This window comes from Amycolatopsis aidingensis, from assembly GCF_018885265.1.
In the GTDB taxonomy this organism is placed as follows: Bacteria; Actinomycetota; Actinomycetes; order Mycobacteriales; family Pseudonocardiaceae; genus Amycolatopsis; species Amycolatopsis aidingensis.
Genome location: NZ_CP076538.1, coordinates 6256390 through 6274504, shown reverse-complemented (window position 1 = coordinate 6274504; position 18115 = coordinate 6256390). Strand labels below are relative to the sequence as shown.

14 protein-coding genes are annotated in these 18115 nt (G+C 71.3%); 10 read left to right on the top strand and 4 right to left on the bottom strand.

Annotated elements, in window-relative coordinates; translation table 11 throughout:
• Positions 1-8 precede the first annotated feature (8 nt).
• Genes KOI47_RS28550 through KOI47_RS28540 form a run of 3 tightly spaced genes read left to right on the top strand, consistent with a single transcriptional unit; the run spans position 9 to position 3497 of the window.
• Positions 9-1526: a sugar ABC transporter ATP-binding protein gene (locus tag KOI47_RS28550; protein WP_232376316.1), complete on the top strand. Its 1518-nt coding sequence runs from the start codon at positions 9-11 to the stop codon at positions 1524-1526.
• On the top strand, positions 1519-2511 hold the full coding sequence (locus tag KOI47_RS28545) for an ABC transporter permease (RefSeq protein WP_216209658.1): 993 nt from the start codon (positions 1519-1521) through the stop codon (positions 2509-2511). The genes KOI47_RS28550 and KOI47_RS28545 overlap by 8 nt, the downstream gene beginning before the upstream one ends.
• A complete protein-coding gene (locus KOI47_RS28540; RefSeq protein ID WP_216209656.1) occupies positions 2508-3497 on the top strand; it encodes an ABC transporter permease in 990 nt (329 codons plus the stop codon). Before KOI47_RS28545 ends, KOI47_RS28540 begins: the two co-directional genes overlap by 4 nt.
• Before the next feature lie 19 nt (positions 3498-3516).
• Here KOI47_RS28540 and KOI47_RS28535 read toward each other — a convergent pair whose 3' ends face one another.
• From KOI47_RS28535 to KOI47_RS28525, 3 genes are all read right to left on the bottom strand, one after another.
• The gene (locus KOI47_RS28535) at positions 3517-4305 is read right to left on the bottom strand and encodes a DeoR/GlpR family DNA-binding transcription regulator (RefSeq protein ID WP_216209654.1); all 789 of its coding nucleotides are present in this window, start codon (positions 4303-4305) and stop codon (positions 3517-3519) included.
• 255 nt (positions 4306-4560) lie between these two features.
• On the bottom strand, positions 4561-4878 hold the full coding sequence (locus tag KOI47_RS28530; RefSeq protein ID WP_216209652.1) for a putative quinol monooxygenase: 318 nt from the start codon (positions 4876-4878) through the stop codon (positions 4561-4563).
• Positions 4879-4966: 88 nt separating this feature from the next.
• Positions 4967-6127: a pyridoxal phosphate-dependent aminotransferase gene (locus KOI47_RS28525; protein ID WP_216209650.1), complete on the bottom strand. Its 1161-nt coding sequence runs from the start codon at positions 6125-6127 to the stop codon at positions 4967-4969.
• A gap of 58 nt (positions 6128-6185) precedes the next feature.
• Between KOI47_RS28525 and KOI47_RS28520 the strand changes: the two genes are divergently transcribed.
• From KOI47_RS28520 to KOI47_RS28490, 7 genes are all read left to right on the top strand, one after another.
• Positions 6186-6731: a helix-turn-helix domain-containing protein gene (locus KOI47_RS28520; protein ID WP_232376315.1), complete on the top strand. Its 546-nt coding sequence runs from the start codon at positions 6186-6188 to the stop codon at positions 6729-6731.
• A gap of 119 nt (positions 6732-6850) precedes the next feature.
• Positions 6851-7813: an NAD(P)H-binding protein gene (locus KOI47_RS28515; RefSeq protein WP_216209646.1), complete on the top strand. Its 963-nt coding sequence runs from the start codon at positions 6851-6853 to the stop codon at positions 7811-7813.
• Between the two features lie 38 nt (positions 7814-7851).
• Complete coding sequence (locus tag KOI47_RS28510; protein ID WP_216209644.1) at positions 7852-8463, top strand: LysE family translocator; 612 nt, start codon at positions 7852-7854, stop codon at positions 8461-8463.
• A gap of 18 nt (positions 8464-8481) precedes the next feature.
• Positions 8482-9174, top strand: coding sequence for a B3/B4 domain-containing protein (locus KOI47_RS28505; protein WP_216209642.1), 693 nt, complete (start codon positions 8482-8484; stop codon positions 9172-9174).
• Positions 9175-9296: 122 nt separating this feature from the next.
• A complete protein-coding gene (locus tag KOI47_RS28500) occupies positions 9297-9686 on the top strand; it encodes a VOC family protein (RefSeq protein WP_216209640.1) in 390 nt (129 codons plus the stop codon).
• A gap of 80 nt (positions 9687-9766) precedes the next feature.
• Positions 9767-11137: an MFS transporter gene (locus tag KOI47_RS28495; RefSeq protein ID WP_216209638.1), complete on the top strand. Its 1371-nt coding sequence runs from the start codon at positions 9767-9769 to the stop codon at positions 11135-11137.
• A gap of 234 nt (positions 11138-11371) precedes the next feature.
• The gene (locus KOI47_RS28490; RefSeq protein WP_216209636.1) at positions 11372-16855 is read left to right on the top strand and encodes an ATP-binding protein; all 5484 of its coding nucleotides are present in this window, start codon (positions 11372-11374) and stop codon (positions 16853-16855) included.
• An 8-nt stretch (positions 16856-16863) separates the two neighbouring features.
• Here the strand turns inward: KOI47_RS28490 and KOI47_RS28485 are convergent, their stop codons facing one another.
• A complete protein-coding gene (locus tag KOI47_RS28485) occupies positions 16864-17958 on the bottom strand; it encodes a hypothetical protein (protein WP_216209634.1) in 1095 nt (364 codons plus the stop codon).
• Positions 17959-18115: the final 157 nt, after the last annotated feature.

Here is an 18115-nt window from a genome sequence, read left to right as displayed (position 1 = left end):
AGCTGCTCGTGCTGGAAACCGAGGGCGTAACCAAGTCGTTCGGCGGCGTGCACGCGCTGCGGGGCGTGGATTTCTCGCTCGTCAAGGGCGAGATCCACGCTCTGGTGGGCGAGAACGGAGCCGGAAAGTCAACGTTGATCAAGGTGCTCACCGGCGTGCACCGGCCGGACGGCGGGGTGGTGCGGTTCGCCGGCGAGGAGGTGGAGTTCCACCGGCCTGCCGAGGCCCAGCGGGCCGGGATCTCCACCATCTACCAGGAGGTCAACCTGGTCCCGCTGCTGTCGGTGGCGCGCAACGTCTTCCTCGGCCGTGAGCCGCGGAACCGGTTCGGCCTCATCGACACCGCCGCGATGAACCGTCGGGCCGCGGAGCTGGTCGGCTCGCTCGGTGTCGAGATCGACGTCACCGGGGAGCTCGGCCGACTCGGCCTCGGGGTGCAGCAGATGGTGGCGCTCGCGCGGGCGATGTCGGTGGACAGCCGGGTGGTCATCATGGACGAGCCGACCTCGTCGCTGGAGGCCAAGGAGGTCACGACGCTGTTCCGGGTGGCGCGCGAGCTCGCGGGCCGCGGGGTCGGGATCGTCTTCGTCTCGCACCGGCTGGACGAACTGTGGCAGCTGTGCGACCGGGTCACCGTGCTGCGCGACGGCAGCCGGGTGCACACCGGCCCGATGGCCGAGCTGGACCGGGTCACCCTGGTCGCGCACATGCTCGGCCGGGACGCGGGGGAGGTGGCGCGCGGCGGGGCGACCGGCTTCGCGGGCAACCACCACCAGGACCGCGAGCCCGCGCTCACGGCGGAGGGCATCGAGGTCCGTAACCGGCTGCACGGCGTCGGGCTGTCGGTGCGGCCGGGGGAGGTACTCGGCCTCGGCGGGTTACTCGGGTCCGGCCGCAGCGAGACGGTCAAGGCGGTGTACGGGGCGCTTCCGGTGCGGTCGGGCAGCGTCGAGGTCGGTGGGCGGCGGGTGCGGCCCAACTCGGTGCGGCACGCGCTGCGCGCCGGGGTCGCGCTGCTGTCCGAGGACCGCAAGGCCGAGGGCATCATCCCGGCCCTTTCGGTGCGCGACAACATCGCGCTGGCTGTGCTGCCGCGGCTGGCCCGCGCGGGCATCGTGTCCGAGCGGCGGATCGACGAACTGGTGGACACCTTCATCCGCCGCCTGCGGATCAAGGTGGCAAGCCCGGCGCAGCAGGTGCGCGAGCTTTCCGGCGGCAACCAGCAGAAGGTGCTGATCGCCCGCTGGCTGTGCACCGAGCCCACCGTGTTCCTGCTGGACGAGCCCACCCGCGGGATCGACGTCGGGGCCAAAGCCGAGGTGCAGGCCCTGATCGACGAGCTGGCCGGGCAGGGGCTCGCGGTGGTGCTGGTCTCCAGCGAGATGGACGAGCTGGTGGAGGGCGCCGACCGGATCGTGGTGCTGCACGACGGCACCGTGACGGGGGAGCTGGCCGGCGACCGGATGACCAGCGCCGCACTGCTCGCGGCACTGGCCGGGTCCGATGAGGAGGGCGACGATGAGTGAGCGCCTTGCCAGCAGGCCGCGGTCGCGCCGGGAACCGGACCGCCCCCGACGGGTGCGGATCGACCCGGACTGGATCCGGCGCAACGGTGTCTATGTGGCGCTGGCGCTGCTCCTGGTGATCAACATCGCGATCACGGACAACTTCGTCAGCGACGCCACTCTGCGGTTGCAGCTGATCCAGGTGACCCCGGTGCTGATCGTGGCCCTGGGGATGGCGCTGGTCATCGGCACCCAGGGCATCGACCTGTCGGTGGGGGCGGTGATGGCGCTTGCCGCCGCGCTGATCCCGCTCTACATCGGCTACGGCACGGCGGTGGCGATCACCATCGCCGTGCTCGCGGGCGGGATCAGCGGTGCACTCGCCGGCACTCTGGTGGCGCGGGTCGGGGTGCAGCCGATCATCGCCACCCTCGGCATCATGGTCGCCGGGCGCGGGGTGGCGAACCTGTTCGGCGGGGAGATCAAGAGCATCCGCGATCCCGGAGTGGTCGCGCTGGGTTCGGGCAGCCTGCTCGGCGTCCCGTACGTGGTGGTGATCGCGGCCGTGGTCGCGGCGACGACCTGGTTCCTGGTGCGCCGCAGTACCTTCGGCAGGCAGCTGGTGGCCATCGGCGGTAACAAGCGGGCTGCGGAGCTCGCCGGGCTACCGGTGCGCAGGGTGCTGCTCACCACCTATGTCCTGTGTGGACTGCTCGCCGCGCTGGCCGGGGTGCTGCTGGCGGCCCGGTCGCAGGCCAGCGACCCGACCAAGGTCGGCCTGCTGGTCGAGCTGTCCGCGATCACCGCCGTGGTGCTGGGCGGAACGCCGCTTTCCGGTGGGCAGGTGCGGATCGCGGGCACCATCGCGGGCGCGCTGCTCATGCAGCTCATCACCGCCACGCTGATCTTCCACGACATCCCGGACTCCACCGCGCAGATCGCGCAGGCGGTGATCGTGGTGGCCGCGGTCTACGTGCAACTCGGGCGCAGGAAGGCGAGATCATGACGACAACCGTGGCCGGCGCCCCGGCCGGCTCCGGCGGCGGGGCGCGGGTGGCGCGGCTGGCGCAGCGGCAGGGTGCGCTGGTGATCCTGGTGGCCGCCGTGCTCGCCGCCACCTTCGCCTTCGATTCCTTCGGCACCGCGGGAAACCTGGAGAACATCGCGCTGCAGGCCTCCTTCCTCGCTGTGGTCGCGCTCGGGATGACCTTCGTGATCATGTCCGGTGGGATCGACCTTTCGGTCGGCTCGGTGTTCGCGCTCGGCGGGGTGCTGGCCGCATGGGGCTCGCGCTACGGCACCCTGGCCGCGCTGCTGGTGCCGCTGGTGGTGTGCGGCGCGATCGGGCTCGTGCAGGGCCTGGTGATCGCTCGCGGCGGGCTGCCCCCGTTCATCGTCACCCTCGCCGGGCTGCTGTTCGCCCGCGGACTGCTGCTGCTGATCAGCGACGAGGGCGCGCGGACCTACAAGGTGCCGCCGGACTCGGCGTTCCGCGAGCTGGCGCAGGGCAGCCTGCTGGGCGTCGGCTACCCCGTGTGGATCGTGCTGGCGGCCTTCGGGCTGGGCGGGCTGGTGCTGCACCGCAGCTCCTACGGTTCCACGGTGCTCGCCATCGGCGGGCAGGAGGACGCGGCGGACCTGATGGGCCTTCCGGTGCTGCGGACCAAGGTGATCGCGTACACGACCTGCGGGGTGCTGGCCGGGTTCGGCGGCCTGCTGATGGCCTCCTACACCTCCTCCGGGGTCACCGTGCTCGGTGTCGGGATGGAGCTGGAGGTGATCTCCGCGGTCGTGCTGGGCGGCACCCTGCTGACCGGCGGCGCGGGCACCGTGCTCGGCTCGCTGGTGGGTGTCCTGCTGCTGCAGGTCATCCGCAACGTGATCAACCAGGTGGGCTCGCTGAACTCCAACTGGCAGGCGGTGATCAGCGGCGCGATCCTGCTGGTGGTGGTCACCGCCCAGCGGTGGCTGGCGAAGGTGGAGGGCCGGTAGCGGGCGTCAGCCAGGGGACTCAGCCGGGGGACTCGGCGGCGTCCACCACGATCAGCTCGCCGACCCGGTCGCGCAGCGCGGTCCGGTACTCCTCGGCGAGGCCGGAGTCGGTGATCAGCACGTCGGCGGCGTCGATACCGGCGATGGTCGAGATGCCGAGCACCCCGAACTTGGTGTGGTCGGCGAGCACCACGAACCGGCGGGAGGTCTCCACGAACGCGCGGTCGGTCTCGGCCTCGACCAGGTTCGGCGTGGTGAACCCACTGCGCAGGTCCATCCCGTGCACGCCCATGAACATCAGGTCGAGGTTCACCGAACGGATCGCCGCCACCGCGAACGGGCCCACCAGCGCCTCCGACGGGGTGCGGATGCCACCGGTGAGCACGACCGTCTGGTCCGGCCGGGGCTCGACCGAGAACAGGTCCGCGACCTGCACCGAGTTGGTGACCACGGTGATGTCGCCGATATCGCGCAGCAGCCGGGCGAAGGTCCAGGTGGTGGTGCCGCCGGAGAGCCCAACCGCCATCCCCGGTTCGACCAGCCGCAGCGCCTCGGCGGCGATGGCCTGTTTCTCCGGGTTCTGCCTGCCGGACTTCGCGGCGAAGCCCGGCTCCTCGATGCTCGGCCCGCCGGGCAGCACCGCCCCGCCGTGCACCTTCCGCAGCCGGCCTTCCTGGGCCAGCACCTCGAGGTCACGCCGGATCGTCATATCCGAGACGCCGAGGTGCTCGACGAGTGCGCTCACCCGCACGGCACCGCTGCGCTGCACCTCCTCCAGGATTCGGGAACGCCGTTGGCTGGCCAGCATGGGAGGTGTCCTTCCTCTCCGGCTCGGGGCGACAGATCAAACATTATCGCAACCAAACCGAGAACGGTTGTCTGGGGAAATGTTTGATCTTCGAATCTCCGATACCGGCCTGCACTCCGCCGGATGGGGTAACTCGGGTTGGATTTCAGGTGGACTGCTGGCTTTTCGACGCCTGTTCGACTCTGTTGGATCTGTTCGTTCCAGGCAGTAGTTTTGCGCATTTCATACGGAAGGGCGACAGACTCAAACAGAAGGTCAATGGTGGTCGCTGTGCGGAGGCTCGCCGAAGGGCGGGCCCGAGCTCGCGACCTCGTGCTTGAGCACCTGGTCGTCGGTGATCTCCACGTCCACGGCTGGCGCCGGGGCGATGGCGCGCCAGGCCGCCAGCGCCTCCTCCGACTCCCAGTACTCGAACAGGTTCACCCGCCCCGGCTCGACCGGGTCGGGCGAGATCGCGAGATCGAGACAGCCGGGCCGCTCGCGGCAGCGCAGCACCAGCTCCCGGTGCCCCGCCACGAACCGGTCCCGCTCCCCGGGGTCCACGTACACCTTGCCCGCGACGATCACCGTCATCTGCGCATCCTTCCCTTCGGTCGGCCAGCCTGGTTTCGCTACACCGACGAACGGCGGGCGCCGGGACGGACACCGGGTCGCCTGCCCCTCAACCGAGGGCGGCGCGGAACCGCTCGCCGAGCCCGGCCAACCGTTCCACCGGCTCGTTCGCGTAGACCAGGCGCAGGTACCGGCTACCGCTGGGGCCCCAGTGGTCCATCGGGGTGGCGGCGACCCGGCCGCGCTCGAACAGCAGCCGGGACAGCTCGGCGGGAGCGAGGCCGAGCGGGACGGCGTCCACCAGCAGGGACCAGCCACCCTGCGGCCGGATCACCGGGTAGTCCGCGAGCTGCCGCAGCACGGTCGCGCAGCGCCTGTCCCATTCGGCGGTGGCCGCGGCGACATCGGCCTCCGCGTCCGGGGCGGCCAGTGCCGCCGCCACCGCCTGCTGGGCCAGCCCGACCTGGCAGACCACATTGGTCAGGCCGACGAGCCGGATGTCGGCCAGGATCCGGGCGGGCGCCACCACCCAGCCGACCCGCCAGCCGATCAGCCGCAGCTCCTTGGCCGCCGAGCCCACCGTGATGGTGCGTTCGGCCAGTCCGGCGCAGGTGGCGGGGTGCTCCGGTGCGCGCCCGTCGAAGCGGATGCGTTCCATGGCGGCGTCGTAGATCAGCCAGGCGTCGTGCCGGTCGCAGGCCCGTGCCAGCGCCGTCCAATGCCGACCGTCCAGGACCAGGCCGGTCGGCATGGCCGGGCTCATCATCAGCACCGCGGCGGTGTCCGGGCCGACCGCGCCGGCGAGCCGTTCCGGATCGACCCGCCAGCCATCGGGCCCGGCCTCGGTGGGGACGAACCGCGGTACACCCCCGGCCAGCCGTACCCGGTTGACAAGGCCCGCGTAGGCCGGGTCGCACAGCACCACCTCCTGGCCCGGCTCGACCGTGGCCAGCAGCGTGTTGAACACACCGTTCAGCCCACCTGCCACGCTCACGCACTCGGTGTCCTGGTCGTAGTCGCGCCCGGCCAGCCTGCCGACATGCGCCGCCGCGGCCCGCCGCAGCGCGTGGTGCCCGTGGAAGGGCAGGTAGCTGTTGGCCGCGTCCTGCTCGATTGCCGCCCTGGTGGTGTCCAGGGCCACGGCGGGCGGGCGGAGGTCGGTGTCCAGGTTCTCCAGCCGCAGCAGCTCCGGGTCCGCCGCGGCGTCGGCCTGCTCCCCGATGACGTCCACGCCGATCCCCGGAATCTCGCGCAGCCGTGTCACCGTCATCGGAATCACCCCGTGTCGTTCGCTTCAGTGGTACGCGACGACCACTATGCTGATACGTATGGATCTGGCGCAAGTGGTCGGCGGAAATGTGCAGCGGTTGCGTACGGCGGCCGGGATCTCGCTGGCCGAGCTGGCCGCCGCGGGCGGGATCAGCAAGACCACCCTGCACGGCATCGAGCAGGGCCAGGGCAACCCCACGCTGAGCACGCTGTGGGCGCTGGCCACCGCGCTGCACGTTCCGCTCGGCGACCTGCTGGAAGCCCCTGCCGTCGCGGCCGAGGTGGTGCGTGCCGCCGACGAGCGGCCGTACGCCCGGGGTGCCGCGGTGGGCGCGCGGATGCTGCACCGGATCCCGGTGCACGGCACGGTGGAGGTCTACGAGGTGGAGGTCGGTCAGGCCCGCCAGGAGTCCGCGGCGCACCTGCCGGGGGTGCAGGAGTGCCTGCTGGTCACCGGCGGCCGGGTCACCACCGGGCCGGCCGAGGCTCCTGCCGACCTCGCCGCCGGTGACTCCATCCGGTTCGACGCCGCGGGCCCGCACGTCTACCAGGGCCATGAGGGGCACAACCGGGGGATCCTGCTGATGCTCTACACCGAGCGCTGAGCCCCGGCTCCCTCGCAGGGGTGAGGCCGCGTGCCGGATCTCTGCCTTCCGAGTGATATGCGCCACGCCCCCGGCTTGCGAAGCTCTTCCTGTCGGGCAATGACGAGGAGATGGGCGCGATGCGAAGTCTGATCCTGGGGGCCACTGGATACGTGGGCAGGCAGCTGGTGCCGGCACTGCTCGAACATGGGCACGAGGTCCGGGTACTGGCACGTACCCCGGCCAAGCTCGGCGACGCCCCCTGGCTGGCGGAGGTCCAGCCGCTGCGTGGTGACGTGTTCGAGCCTGCGGAGCTGCGGGCGGCGATGGTGGGCGTGGACGTGGTGTTCCACCTGGTGCACTCGCTGGAACACGCGGACTTCGCCGAGCGGGACCGGCGCGCCGCGCGGACCGTGGCCGCCGCGGCGCTGGCCGCGGGGGTCGGCCGGATCGTCTACCTCGGCGGGGTCCGGCCCGATGGCCCCGGCGAGCCGTCCGCGCACCTGCGCTCGCGGGCCGAGGTGGGTGACATCTTCCTTGACTGCGCCGTGCCGGCCACCGTGCTGCAGTCCTCGATCATCATCGGCGCCGGCTCGGCGAGCTACGAGATGCTGCGCGCGATCGCCCGGCATGTGCCTGCGGTACCGGTGACCGGCATCGGTTCCCGCCGCACCCAGCCCATCGCGATCGCGGACGTGGTGCACTACCTGGCCACGGCCGCGCTCGAGCGGGGCGGGCGCGACCGGCTGCTCGATATCGGCGGGCCGGACCGGCTCAGCTACCGGGAGCTGATCGAGCGCTGCGCCGCGCTGGTCGGTGGCTGCGCGAAGGTGCCCTTCCCCTTCTCCCTGGTGGCGACCTGGGTGCAGGCCCTTTTCGTCGCCGGGCTGGCCGGGGTCGGGACCACCCTGGCCCATGCCCTGCTGCGCTCGCTGCGGCACGACACGGTGTGCGCGCCCGCGGCTGCGGGCGAAGCGCTGCCCGAGCCACCTTCCGGCCGGACCTCGTTCGAGCGGGCCGTGCTGCTCGCCGAGGCACAACGAGCCCGCCCGCGGGTGCGCCACGGGGGTAGGGTGATCGGCGCAGCGGCGGCGCGGGTCTGAGAGCCGCCGCCTGCCGAACTCGCCGTACTGGAGGGACCGTGAGTGTCGAGTTCCTGTTGACCTCGCTCGTCGTGGTGGCCACGCCCGGCACCGGAGTGCTCTACACGATGGCCGCGGGCCTCGCCAGGGGTGCGCGGGCCAGTGCGATCGCGGCGGTCGGCTGCACACTCGGGATCATCCCGCATATGGTCGCGGCCATCACCGGCGTGGCCGCCCTGCTGCATGCCAGCGCGACCGCCTTCCAGGTGCTCAAGTACCTCGGCGTCGCCTACCTGCTGTACATGGCATGGAGCATGCTGCGCAACACCGGGGCGCTCACCGCCGACCAGGACAGCGCGCCGCGCTCGGCCACCAAGGTGATCGTCTCCGGCGTGCTGATCAATATTCTCAACCCGAAACTGACGATTTTCTTCTTCGCGTTTCTGCCGCAGTTCGTCGCTCCCGGCGCGCCGAACGCGGTGGCGCATATGGTTGAGCTGAGTGCGGTGTTCATGGCGCTCACCTTCGTGGTGTTCCTCGGCTACGGCCGGTTCGCCGCGCTGATCCGCACCAGGGTCATCTCCCGCCCGCGGGTGCTGACCTGGATGCGCCGCAGTTTCGCCGGTGCCTTCCTCGCACTGGGCACCAGGCTCGCGTTCACCGACCGCTGACGGGGAGTTCACGGTTCCATGCAGTTTCGGCATTCCGCGGAGATCTGGCGCGATTTCCCCGGCCTCGTTCCCGGTGTGCTGCTGGCGGAAGGGATCACCAAGGACGCCGAAGTCGGCGCGCTGATCGCGGAGTTTCACGCCGTCGCCGAGGCCAGGCTGGCGCAGGCGCAGGAAGGCGAGCTGCCGGAGATCCAGGCGTGGCGGCGGGCCTTCTCCCGGATGGGGCTCAAGCCGACGCAGTACCGCTGCGCCGCCGAGTCGCTGTTGCGGCGATTCCGGAAGGAGCGGTCGCTGCCGCGCATCCACCCGCTGATCGACCTCTGCAATGCCGTATCGCTCGCGTTCGCGGTCCCGGTGGCGGTGTTCGACCTCGCGCGGATCGTGGACCAGCTGGAAGTCCGGTATGCCACCGGGAAAGAGAGCTACCTGACCTTCTCCGGCGAGGTCGAGCACCCCGCGGTGGGCGAGATCATCTTCGCCGATGGCGCGGAGCAGGCACATGCCCGGCGCTGGACCAACCGGCAGAGTGGCCGCTCCGCGGTCCGGGAAAGCACCGCGAGGGTGCTGATCGTCGCCGAGGCACTGCACGAGTCGGCCGCCGCCGAGATGCCGCACCTGTTGAGTGCGTTGTCCGACGGGCTCGGCGCGGCCTGGTCGGCGGCCCCGCGGTCGACCGTGCTGAGTGCGGCCGCGCCCCGCTTCGCCTGCTGAACCCCGGGTGCGGATCGGCCTTGCGAGCACGCGCCGGGTCGTGATCTGATCAGAATCAGCGTCGCGTGCCGGTGGCGGACAGCGTCAGGCATGGAGGCGCGGGATTTTTCGAAGGGTCTTCAATGACCATCCAGTTCAATCACACTATCGTCGCCGCGCGCGACAAGCAGGAATCGGCTTCCTTTTTCACCGAGATCTTCGGCCTTCCTCCCGCGGAGGAGGGCGGGGTCTTTCTCGTGGTCCGGCTGGACGGCGAGGTGCTGATCCAGTTCGCCGAACCGGGGATCGACTTCCCGCCGCAGCACTACGCGTTCCTGGTGAGCGAGGAGGACTTCGACGGGATCTACGGCCGGATCCAGGCCGCGGGCATCGAGCACTGGGCCGGCCCGCGGGGTGACCGGCCGGGGCAGTACAACACCAACCACGGGGGCAGGGGCGTCTACTTCTGCGATCCCGCCGGTCACTACCTGGAGGCCCTCACCAGGCCGTACGGCTCGGACCCTGCCGGGTAGCCGGTAGCCGGGGTGGTCCGGCGCACGGGCGGCGGAAAATGATTCCGCCGCCCGGCCGCTCCGTCGATACGGTGCCGACCGTGATCAAGCGCATTCTCGTGCTGGCCACCGTGTTGCTTTCCACCTCGGCCTTCCCCCTCACCATCACCGGGGCCTCGGTCGCGCTGCCGGACATCCGGGCCGACCTCGGCGCCGGGCTCGCCGCGACCCAATGGGTGGTCAACGGCTACAACGCCTGTTTCGCCAGCTTCCTGGTGTTCACCGGTTCCCTCGCCGACGTGCTCGGCAGGCGGCGGGTGTTCGTCGCGGGCGTGCTGCTGTTCGGCGCCAGTGGGGCACTGAGCGCGGTGTCCGGGGACGTGGTGCTGCTCAACATCGTCCGCGCGCTGGGCGGTGTCGGTGCGGCCGCGGCGGTGACGGGCGGCTCCTCGATCCTCGCCGAGACCTTCCACGGCGCCGCCAGGGTGCGGGCCTTCGGGCTGCTCGGCACCACCCTCGGGGTCGGGCTGGCCTTCGGGCCCACCGTCGGCGGGCTGCTGGTGGACACCCTGGGCTGGCGGGCCGTCTTCGGCACCCCGGCGGCGATGGCCTGTGTGGTACTGCTGCTGTCGCCGGTGCTGCCCAGGGTGCCCGGCACCCCCGGCCGCCGGGTGGACTGGCCGGGTGCCGCACTGTTCACCTCGGCCCTGTTGCTGCTGATCTTCGCGATGGTGGAGGGGCCGGAACTCGGGTTCGGCGATCCGGTCGTGCTCGGCGGGCTCGTGCTGGCCGTGGTGCTCGGCGGGGCCTTCGCCGCGGTGGAACGCGGCAGGCAGGACCCGATGTTCAACCTCGGCCTGCTGGCCAACCCGGGGTTCGCGGCCACCGCCGTCGCCGCGGCCGCGATCGTGGTGGTGCTGGTGCCGCTGCTGGTCTACCTGCCCTCGTACCTGATCTCGGTGGTCGGGCTGAGCGCGGGGGAGGCAGGCGTGTGGCTGCTCATGCTCACCGCGCCGACGGTGTTCCTGCCCTCGGTGGGCTCGGCACTGGCCCGCAGGGTGCCCTCGGTCGTGCTGGTGGCCGGGTCGGTCGCGGTGACCGGCCTGGGCGCACTGCTGCTGGTCAGTATCGGCCCGGACAGCAGCCCGCAAGGGCTGTTCCTGCCGCTGCTGCTGACCGGCGCCGGATTCGGGTTGTCCACCGGGCTGCTGGACGGGCTGGCGATCAGCAGCGTGCACCCGGAACTCGCGGGTACCGCGTCCGGCATGTTCAACGCCGCGCGGCTGTCCAGTGAGACGGTCGGGATCGCCGTGGTCGGCGCGCTGCTGGCGGCGCTCAGCGGCGGCACCCTTGCCGGGCCCGGCTACACCACCGCGCTGCACGCGGTGTGCCTGGCCCTGGCCGGGTTCGCGGCGGCGGCCACCCTGTGCGTGGTCGCACTGTCCCGCCGGGCGGCGCGGGTGCACGCATAAGCCCCTTTTGTCGTGCCTTGATGGAATTCGGCTGAACGGAAGATGACAAGCCACGGTGCGACCAGGTTCACATCAAAGACTTCTTTGGAGGTTTCCTACAACGATGCGAGCCCGCGACGCGCAAGGAAAGCTATTTTCGTACTGGGCGGTAGCCGGGAGTCTGGTCCCGTGGGGGCGATGGCGCCGCGGTCGTCCTTCGCCCTGGGGATGTTCTCGTAGTGGGAGGCTCGCTTCGTGTTCAGTCGTGTCGCCATCGTCAACCGTGGCGAGGCCGCGGTCCGGCTCATCCATGCCGTCCGGGAGCTGGCCGCGGAGGCCGGGACGCCGATCGAGACGGTCGCGCTCTACACCGATGCCGACCGCACCGCCACCTTCGTCCGGGAGGCTGACCGGGCCCACTACCTCGGCCGCGCCGCCGACCGGCCCTACCTCGACCTCGAGGTGCTCGGCAAGGCGCTGACCGACACCGGGGCGGACGCCGCCTGGGTCGGCTGGGGCTTCGTTGCCGAGGACCCGGCGTTCCCCGAGCTGTGCGAGAAGCTGGGTGTGACCTTCATCGGCCCGAGCGCGGACACCATGCGCAGGCTCGGCGACAAGATCGGTGCCAAGCAGCTGGCCGAGGAGGTCGGGGTCCCGGTGGCGCCGTGGAGCGGCGGTCCGGTGGACGGCCTGGACGCGGCTACCGAGGCGGCCCGCCGGATCGGCTACCCGCTCATGCTGAAGGCGACCGCAGGCGGCGGCGGCCGCGGCATCCGGGTGATCAACGGCGAGGACGAGCTCGCCGACGCCTACGAGCGGACCAGCCTGGAGGCCGAGCGAGCCTTCGGCAGCGGGGTCGTTTTCCTCGAGCGGCTGGTCACCGGCGCCCGGCACGTCGAGGTACAGGTGATCGCCGACGGCCAGGGCACGGCCTGGGCGCTGGGCGTGCGGGACTGCTCGGTGCAGCGGCGCAACCAGAAGATCATCGAGGAGTCGTCCTCCCCGGTGCTCACCGCCGAGCAGGCTGCCGAGCTGAAGGCCGCGGCCGAGCGGCTGGTGCTGGCGGTGGGGTACCGCGGGGCGGGCACGGTGGAGTTCCTCTACCACCCCGGTGAGCGGTTGTTCTCCTTCCTCGAGGTGAACACCCGGCTGCAGGTGGAGCATCCGATCACCGAGGCCACCACCGGGGTGGACCTGGTGAAGGCGCAGTTGCACGTGGCCGGGGGCGGGCGGCTGAGCGGCGCGCCGCCCGCGGAGAGCGGGCACGCGATCGAGGCGCGGCTGAACGCCGAGGACCCGGACCGCGAGTTCGCCCCGGCACCCGGCCGGATCATCCGGCTCGGACTGCCTGCCGGTCCCGGGGTCCGGGTGGACACCGGGGTCAGCGAGGGCGACAGCATCCCCGCCGACTTCGACTCGATGATCGCCAAGATCATCGCCTACGGCCGGGACCGCGAGGAGGCGCTGGGCAGGCTGCGCCGGGCGATGGCGCAGACCACGGTGATCATCGAGGGCGGCGCCACGAACAAGAGCTTCGTGCTGGACCTGCTCGACCGCCCCGAGGTCATCGAGGCCACCGCCGACACCGGCTGGATCGACCGGGTGCGCGCCGAGGGCGGGCTGGTCACCCACCAGCATTCGGCGATCGCGCTGGCCGCGGCCGCCATCGAGGCATACGGGGACACCGAGCAGGTCGCGCTGCAACGGTTCCTCGCCTCCGCGCACGGCGGGCGGCCCCAGTCGCAGCACGAGAGCGGCAGGCCGCTGGAGCTCAAGCTGCGCGGTGTCGGATACCGGGTACAGGTGGCGCGGGTCGGCCCGCACCGGTTCCGGATCGGCATCGGCACCGCGAACGGCGACCCGCACACCGCCGATGTGGAGATCGAGCGGTTCGACCAGCACACCGGGCAGATCGCGGTGAACGGCCGCCGGTTCCGGCTGGTCACCGCCACCCACGGCCCGGTGCACCTGGTCGAGGTGGACGGGGTGGCGCACCGGATCAGCCGGGACGAGGGCGGGGTGGTGCGCTCGCCAGCGCCCGCGCTGGTGGTGGCCACTCCGCTGGAGGTCGGCGCCGAGGTCGAGGCGGGCTCCCCGGTGCTGGTGCTGGAAAGCATGAAGATGGAGACCGTGCTGCGCGCGCCGTTCCGCGCGAAGCTGCGGGAGATCATGGTCTCCGTCGGCGGCCAGGTGGAGACCGGCGCGCCGCTGCTGCGGCTGGAGGCGCTCGGCGACGAGGACGCCGATGCCGACCAGCAAGCAGGCTCGGGGAACGAGGTGGACCTCGCGCTGCCCGTGCTTCCCGGCGAGCCCGACGCGGCGGGCCGGGTTCGGCGCGGGATCCAGGATCTGCGCAGCCTGCTGCTCGGGTTCGATGTGGACCCGCATGACGAGCGCCGCCTGCTGAACGACTATCTCGCCGCGCGCAAGGAGCTGGTCGCGGGCGGGCAGCGGCCGCTGGCCGAGGAGATCGAGCTGCTGGAGCTGTTCGCCGACCTCTCCGAACTGAGCCGTAACCAGCCCGACGAGACCACGGCGATGAACACGGCCGTGCACAGCCCGCGCGAGTACTTCCACACCTACCTGCAGAGCCTGGATATCGAGCGCGCCGGGCTCTCCGAGACCTTCCAGCAGCGGCTGGCCAAGGTGCTCGGGCACTACGGGGTCCAGGAACTGGACCGCACGCCCGAGCTCGAGGAGGCGGTCTTCCGGATCTTCCTGGCACAGCAGCGTGCCGCCTCGGACGTGGACGTGGTGAGCACCCTGCTGCGGCAGTGGCTGACCGAGCCGCCGCCGGCCGAGACCATGCGGGTACCGGCGGGGCTGGCGCTGGAGCACCTGGTGGCCGCCACGCAGGTGCGCTTCGCCGGTGCCGCCGATCTCGCGCGCACGGTGGTGTTCCGCTGGTTCGCCCAGCCGATGCTGCGGCGGGAACGGGCCGAGGTGTACGCGGGCGTGCGCAAGCACCTGCGGCATCTCGACCGGCAGCCGGACTCCCCGGACCGCGCCGAGCGGATCTCCGCGATGGTGGCCTGCTCCGAACCGCTGGTGCGGCTGATCGGGCAGCGCATCGGCAGGGCGGGTACCGATCCGGCGCCGCTGCTGGAGGTGCTCACCCGCCGCTACTACGGCAACCGTGCGCTGGAGGATGTACACAGCTGCCAGGAGTCGGGGCACACCTTCGTCGTCGCCGGACATCACGGGCCGCAGGGCAACACCAGGGTGGTCGCCGCTGCGGCGGACTTCTCCGCGCTGGCCGACGTGGTCCGGACCATCGGCAACCTTGCGGTGGACGGGAACCTGGTCGCCGACGTCTACCTCAGCTGGGCCGACCAGCCGGAGGACTCCGAGGCGATGGCCACCGAACTGGGCAAGGTGCTGGCCGCGCAACGGCTGCCGGACCAGGTGCAGCGGATCACCACCACCGTGGCAGGCCGCAGTGGCGCGGTGATGCACCACCACTTCACTTTCCGGCCCTCGGTGGAGGGGGTCGTCGAGCACCGGCTGATCCGGGGCCTGCACCCGCTCATCGCCGACCGCATGCAGCTGGAACGGCTGCGCGAGTTCGACCTCACCCGGCTGCCGTCGCCGGATGAGGAGGTCTACCTCTTCCGTTGCGTGGCAAGGGAGAACTCCGCCGACGACCGGCTGGTGGCGCTGGCGCAGGTGCGCGACCTTACCCCGCTGCGGGACGATGACGGCAGGCTGCTGTCCCTGCCGGCGGCGGAGGACGTGCTCGCCGCCTGCCTGGACGCGATCCGCAGGGAGCAGGGGCACCGGCCCGCACGCTCCCGGTTCGCCACCAACCGGATCCTGGTCTACGTATGGCCGCCGGTCGAGCTGAGCAGTGAGGAACTGCGCGCGGTGATGCGGCGCGTGCTGCCGACGGCCGCCGGTGTCGACCTGGAGGAGGTGCTGTTCCTCGCGCGCCGCAGGGACGCCGAGACCGGTGAGCTGACCGAGGTCGCCGCCCGGATCGCCTACGACGGCACGGACGTGCGGCTGAGCGTCGGCGAGCCGCCGACCGAGCCGATCCAGCCGCTGGACGGCTACCGGCAGAAGGTGCTGCGCGCGCGCAGCCGCGGCACCGTGTACCCCTACGAGCTGACCGACGCGCTGGCCGGGGCGGAGGGCTCCTTCGTCGAGCACGACCTGGACGAGTCCGGGGTGCTGGTGCCGGTGGACCGGCCCAAGGGGCGCAACACCGCGGCCATCGTCGCCGGGGTGGTCAGCACGCCGACCGAGCGGCATCCGGACGGGGTTCGCAGGGTGGTGCTACTCGGCGACCCGACCAAATCGCTGGGCGCACTGTCCGAACCGGAGTGTGCGCGGGTGATCGCCGCGCTGGACCTCGCCGAGCGCATGCGGCTGCCGGTGGAGTGGTTCGCGCTGTCCGCAGGCGCCCGGATCTCGATGGACTCCGGCACCGAGAACATGGACTGGGTGGCGGCCGCGCTGAAGCGGATCGTGCAGTTCACCCAGGACGGCGGCGAGATCAACGTGGTGGTCGCCGGGATCAACGTCGGCGCCCAGCCGTACTGGAACGCCGAGGCCACCATGCTCATGCACACCAAGGGAATCCTGGTGATGACCCCGGACTCGGCCATGGTGCTGACCGGAAAGCAGGCACTGGACTTCTCCGGCGGGGTCTCGGCCGAGGACAACTACGGCATCGGCGGCTACGACCGGGTGATGGGGCCGAACGGGCAGGCGCAGTACTGGGCGCCGAACCTGTTCGCCGCCCGCGAGGTGCTGATGGCGCACTACGAGCACACCTACATCGCGCCGGGCGAACCCGGCCCGCGCCAGGCAGGCACCACCGACCCGCACGACCGGGACATCTCCGGGTACCCGCACGATCTCGCCGGCAGCGACTTCACCACGGTGGGTCAGATCTTCTCGGCCGAGTCCAACCCGGACCGCAAGAAGTCCTTCGACATCCGCACCGTGCTGCGCTCGGTGTCCGATCAGGACCATCCGGTGCTGGAACGGTGGGCAGGGATGGCCGATGCGGATACCGCGGTGGTGCAGGACGCACATCTGGGCGGCAGGCCGGTGTGCCTGCTCGGCATCGAGTCGAAGTCCGTGCCCCGGCGCGGTTTCCCGCCCACCGACGGCCCGGACACCTACACCTCGGGCACGCTGTTCCCGCTGTCCTCGAAGAAGGCCGCGCGGGCGATCAACGCGGCCAGCGGCAACCGCCCGCTCGTCGTGCTGGCGAACCTGTCCGGCTTCGACGGCTCGCCGGAGTCGTTGCGCAAGCTACAGCTGGAGTACGGCGCCGAGATCGGCAGGGCGATCGTGAACTTCGAGGGCCCGATCGTGTTCTGCGTCATCTCCCGCTATCACGGCGGCGCGTTCGTGGTGTTCTCCAAGGCGCTCAACCCGAACATGACGGTGCTGGCGGTGGAGGGCTCCTTCGCCTCGGTGATCGGTGGTGCCCCCGCGGCCGCGGTGGTCTTCGCCGGTGACGTCAACCAGCGGACGGCGAACGACGAGCGGGTGCGCGAACTCGAGGAGCGGGTGGCCGAGGCGAGCGGTGCCGAGCGGGTCACGCTGAACGCGCGGCTGGCCGATGTCCGTGCCTCGGTGCGTGCGGAGAAGCTCGGCGAGGTGGCGGCCGAGTTCGACCGGGTGCACAGCGTGCAGCGGGCCGTGGACGTCGGCTCGGTGGACGCCATCGTGCGACCAGGGGAACTGCGGCCACGGATCATCGAGGCGATCGAGCGTACCGGCTGAGGCCCGAGCTAGTGCCGTGAGCTGTAGGTGACCAGTGACCGGGTGTCGGTGCGCGCGCCCGCCGCGTCGAAGCAGATGACGTTGCGCAGGTAGGCGTTCCCGCCGTGGTTCAGCCACGGGTAGTTCATCCCGCAGTACTCCGGCCCGGCTCCGTACGCGGTGACCTGCACGTGATCGGCGTGCATGCCCACCTTGGGGAAGGTCACCAGGTGCATCCCGAGACCGGCGGACACGACCGTGTTCACCCCGCCCTGGGAGTTGAAGCTGGTGTCCGGCGGGGCGAAGCCGAGGGTGTTCCACAGGTAGGCGAACGCCTTCGGCGGGCTCACCGCGCCGTACACCGACCGCTTCAGGTGGTAGCTCAGCGTCCAGCGGACGTCCAGCGGGTTGCTCGCCGCGTCCACGCAGCGCACGGTGGCCAGCTGGCCCGCGGCCGCGGGCTGCCACCGGGCCACCTTGCAGCGTGCGCCCTGCTGGGACTCCACGGCGGTGGCCTGGAGGTTGCCCGCGTGCGCGGCGAGGCCGAGACCGGGCAGCTTCACCTGCCACAGGCCGGGGCCGATCTTGCCGACGCCGTTGCCCGCACCGCTGGAGTTGTACTGGGCGTGGATGGCGGCGGCCGGTCCGGCGAAGACGTAACCGTAGTCACCCGCCGGCGGGGCAGGCGCGCCGGAGCTGGCGCTGTACATGACGGTGAAACGGGAGTCCGCGGGCCCGCCGCCCGGTTTGTGGCAGCGGACGTAGACGAGTTCGTCGGCGCCGCTGTGCCCCCAGCGCATCAGCTGACACCAGGTCGGATCCGGGTTGACCGCCATCACGTGCGCCACCCCGCCGGGCCCGCCGATATGCGGCAACCGCACCCGGTAGATGCCGACCCCAAGTTGGTCCACAGTGGCCCATGATCCGGGGAAGGCGGATTTCCAGCTGCCCCACTGCCGGGAGGTGTCCGGCACGTACCCGGCGGGCGGGGTCGGGTCGTCCAGGTAGGCGAACCCCCACCGGTCCGGGACGGCCGCGGCCGCGGTACCGGCCGGGACCCCGGTGAGTACCAGCGGGACGATCAGAAAGGCGATCAGGAAACGGAGAAACGCAGGGGTGCGCATGGCAAGATCCCTTCAGCGGAACCGTAGTTTCTCACCGTAGGCCGGGTTTTCCCGCCGTCAATCGACCGAACGGCCCGTTCTCACCGCCGCCGAACAGCAAACTCGCCTACGCTCCCCGGCAAACGCATGCGCGTGGGGAGCAAACGCGTGCATGTGG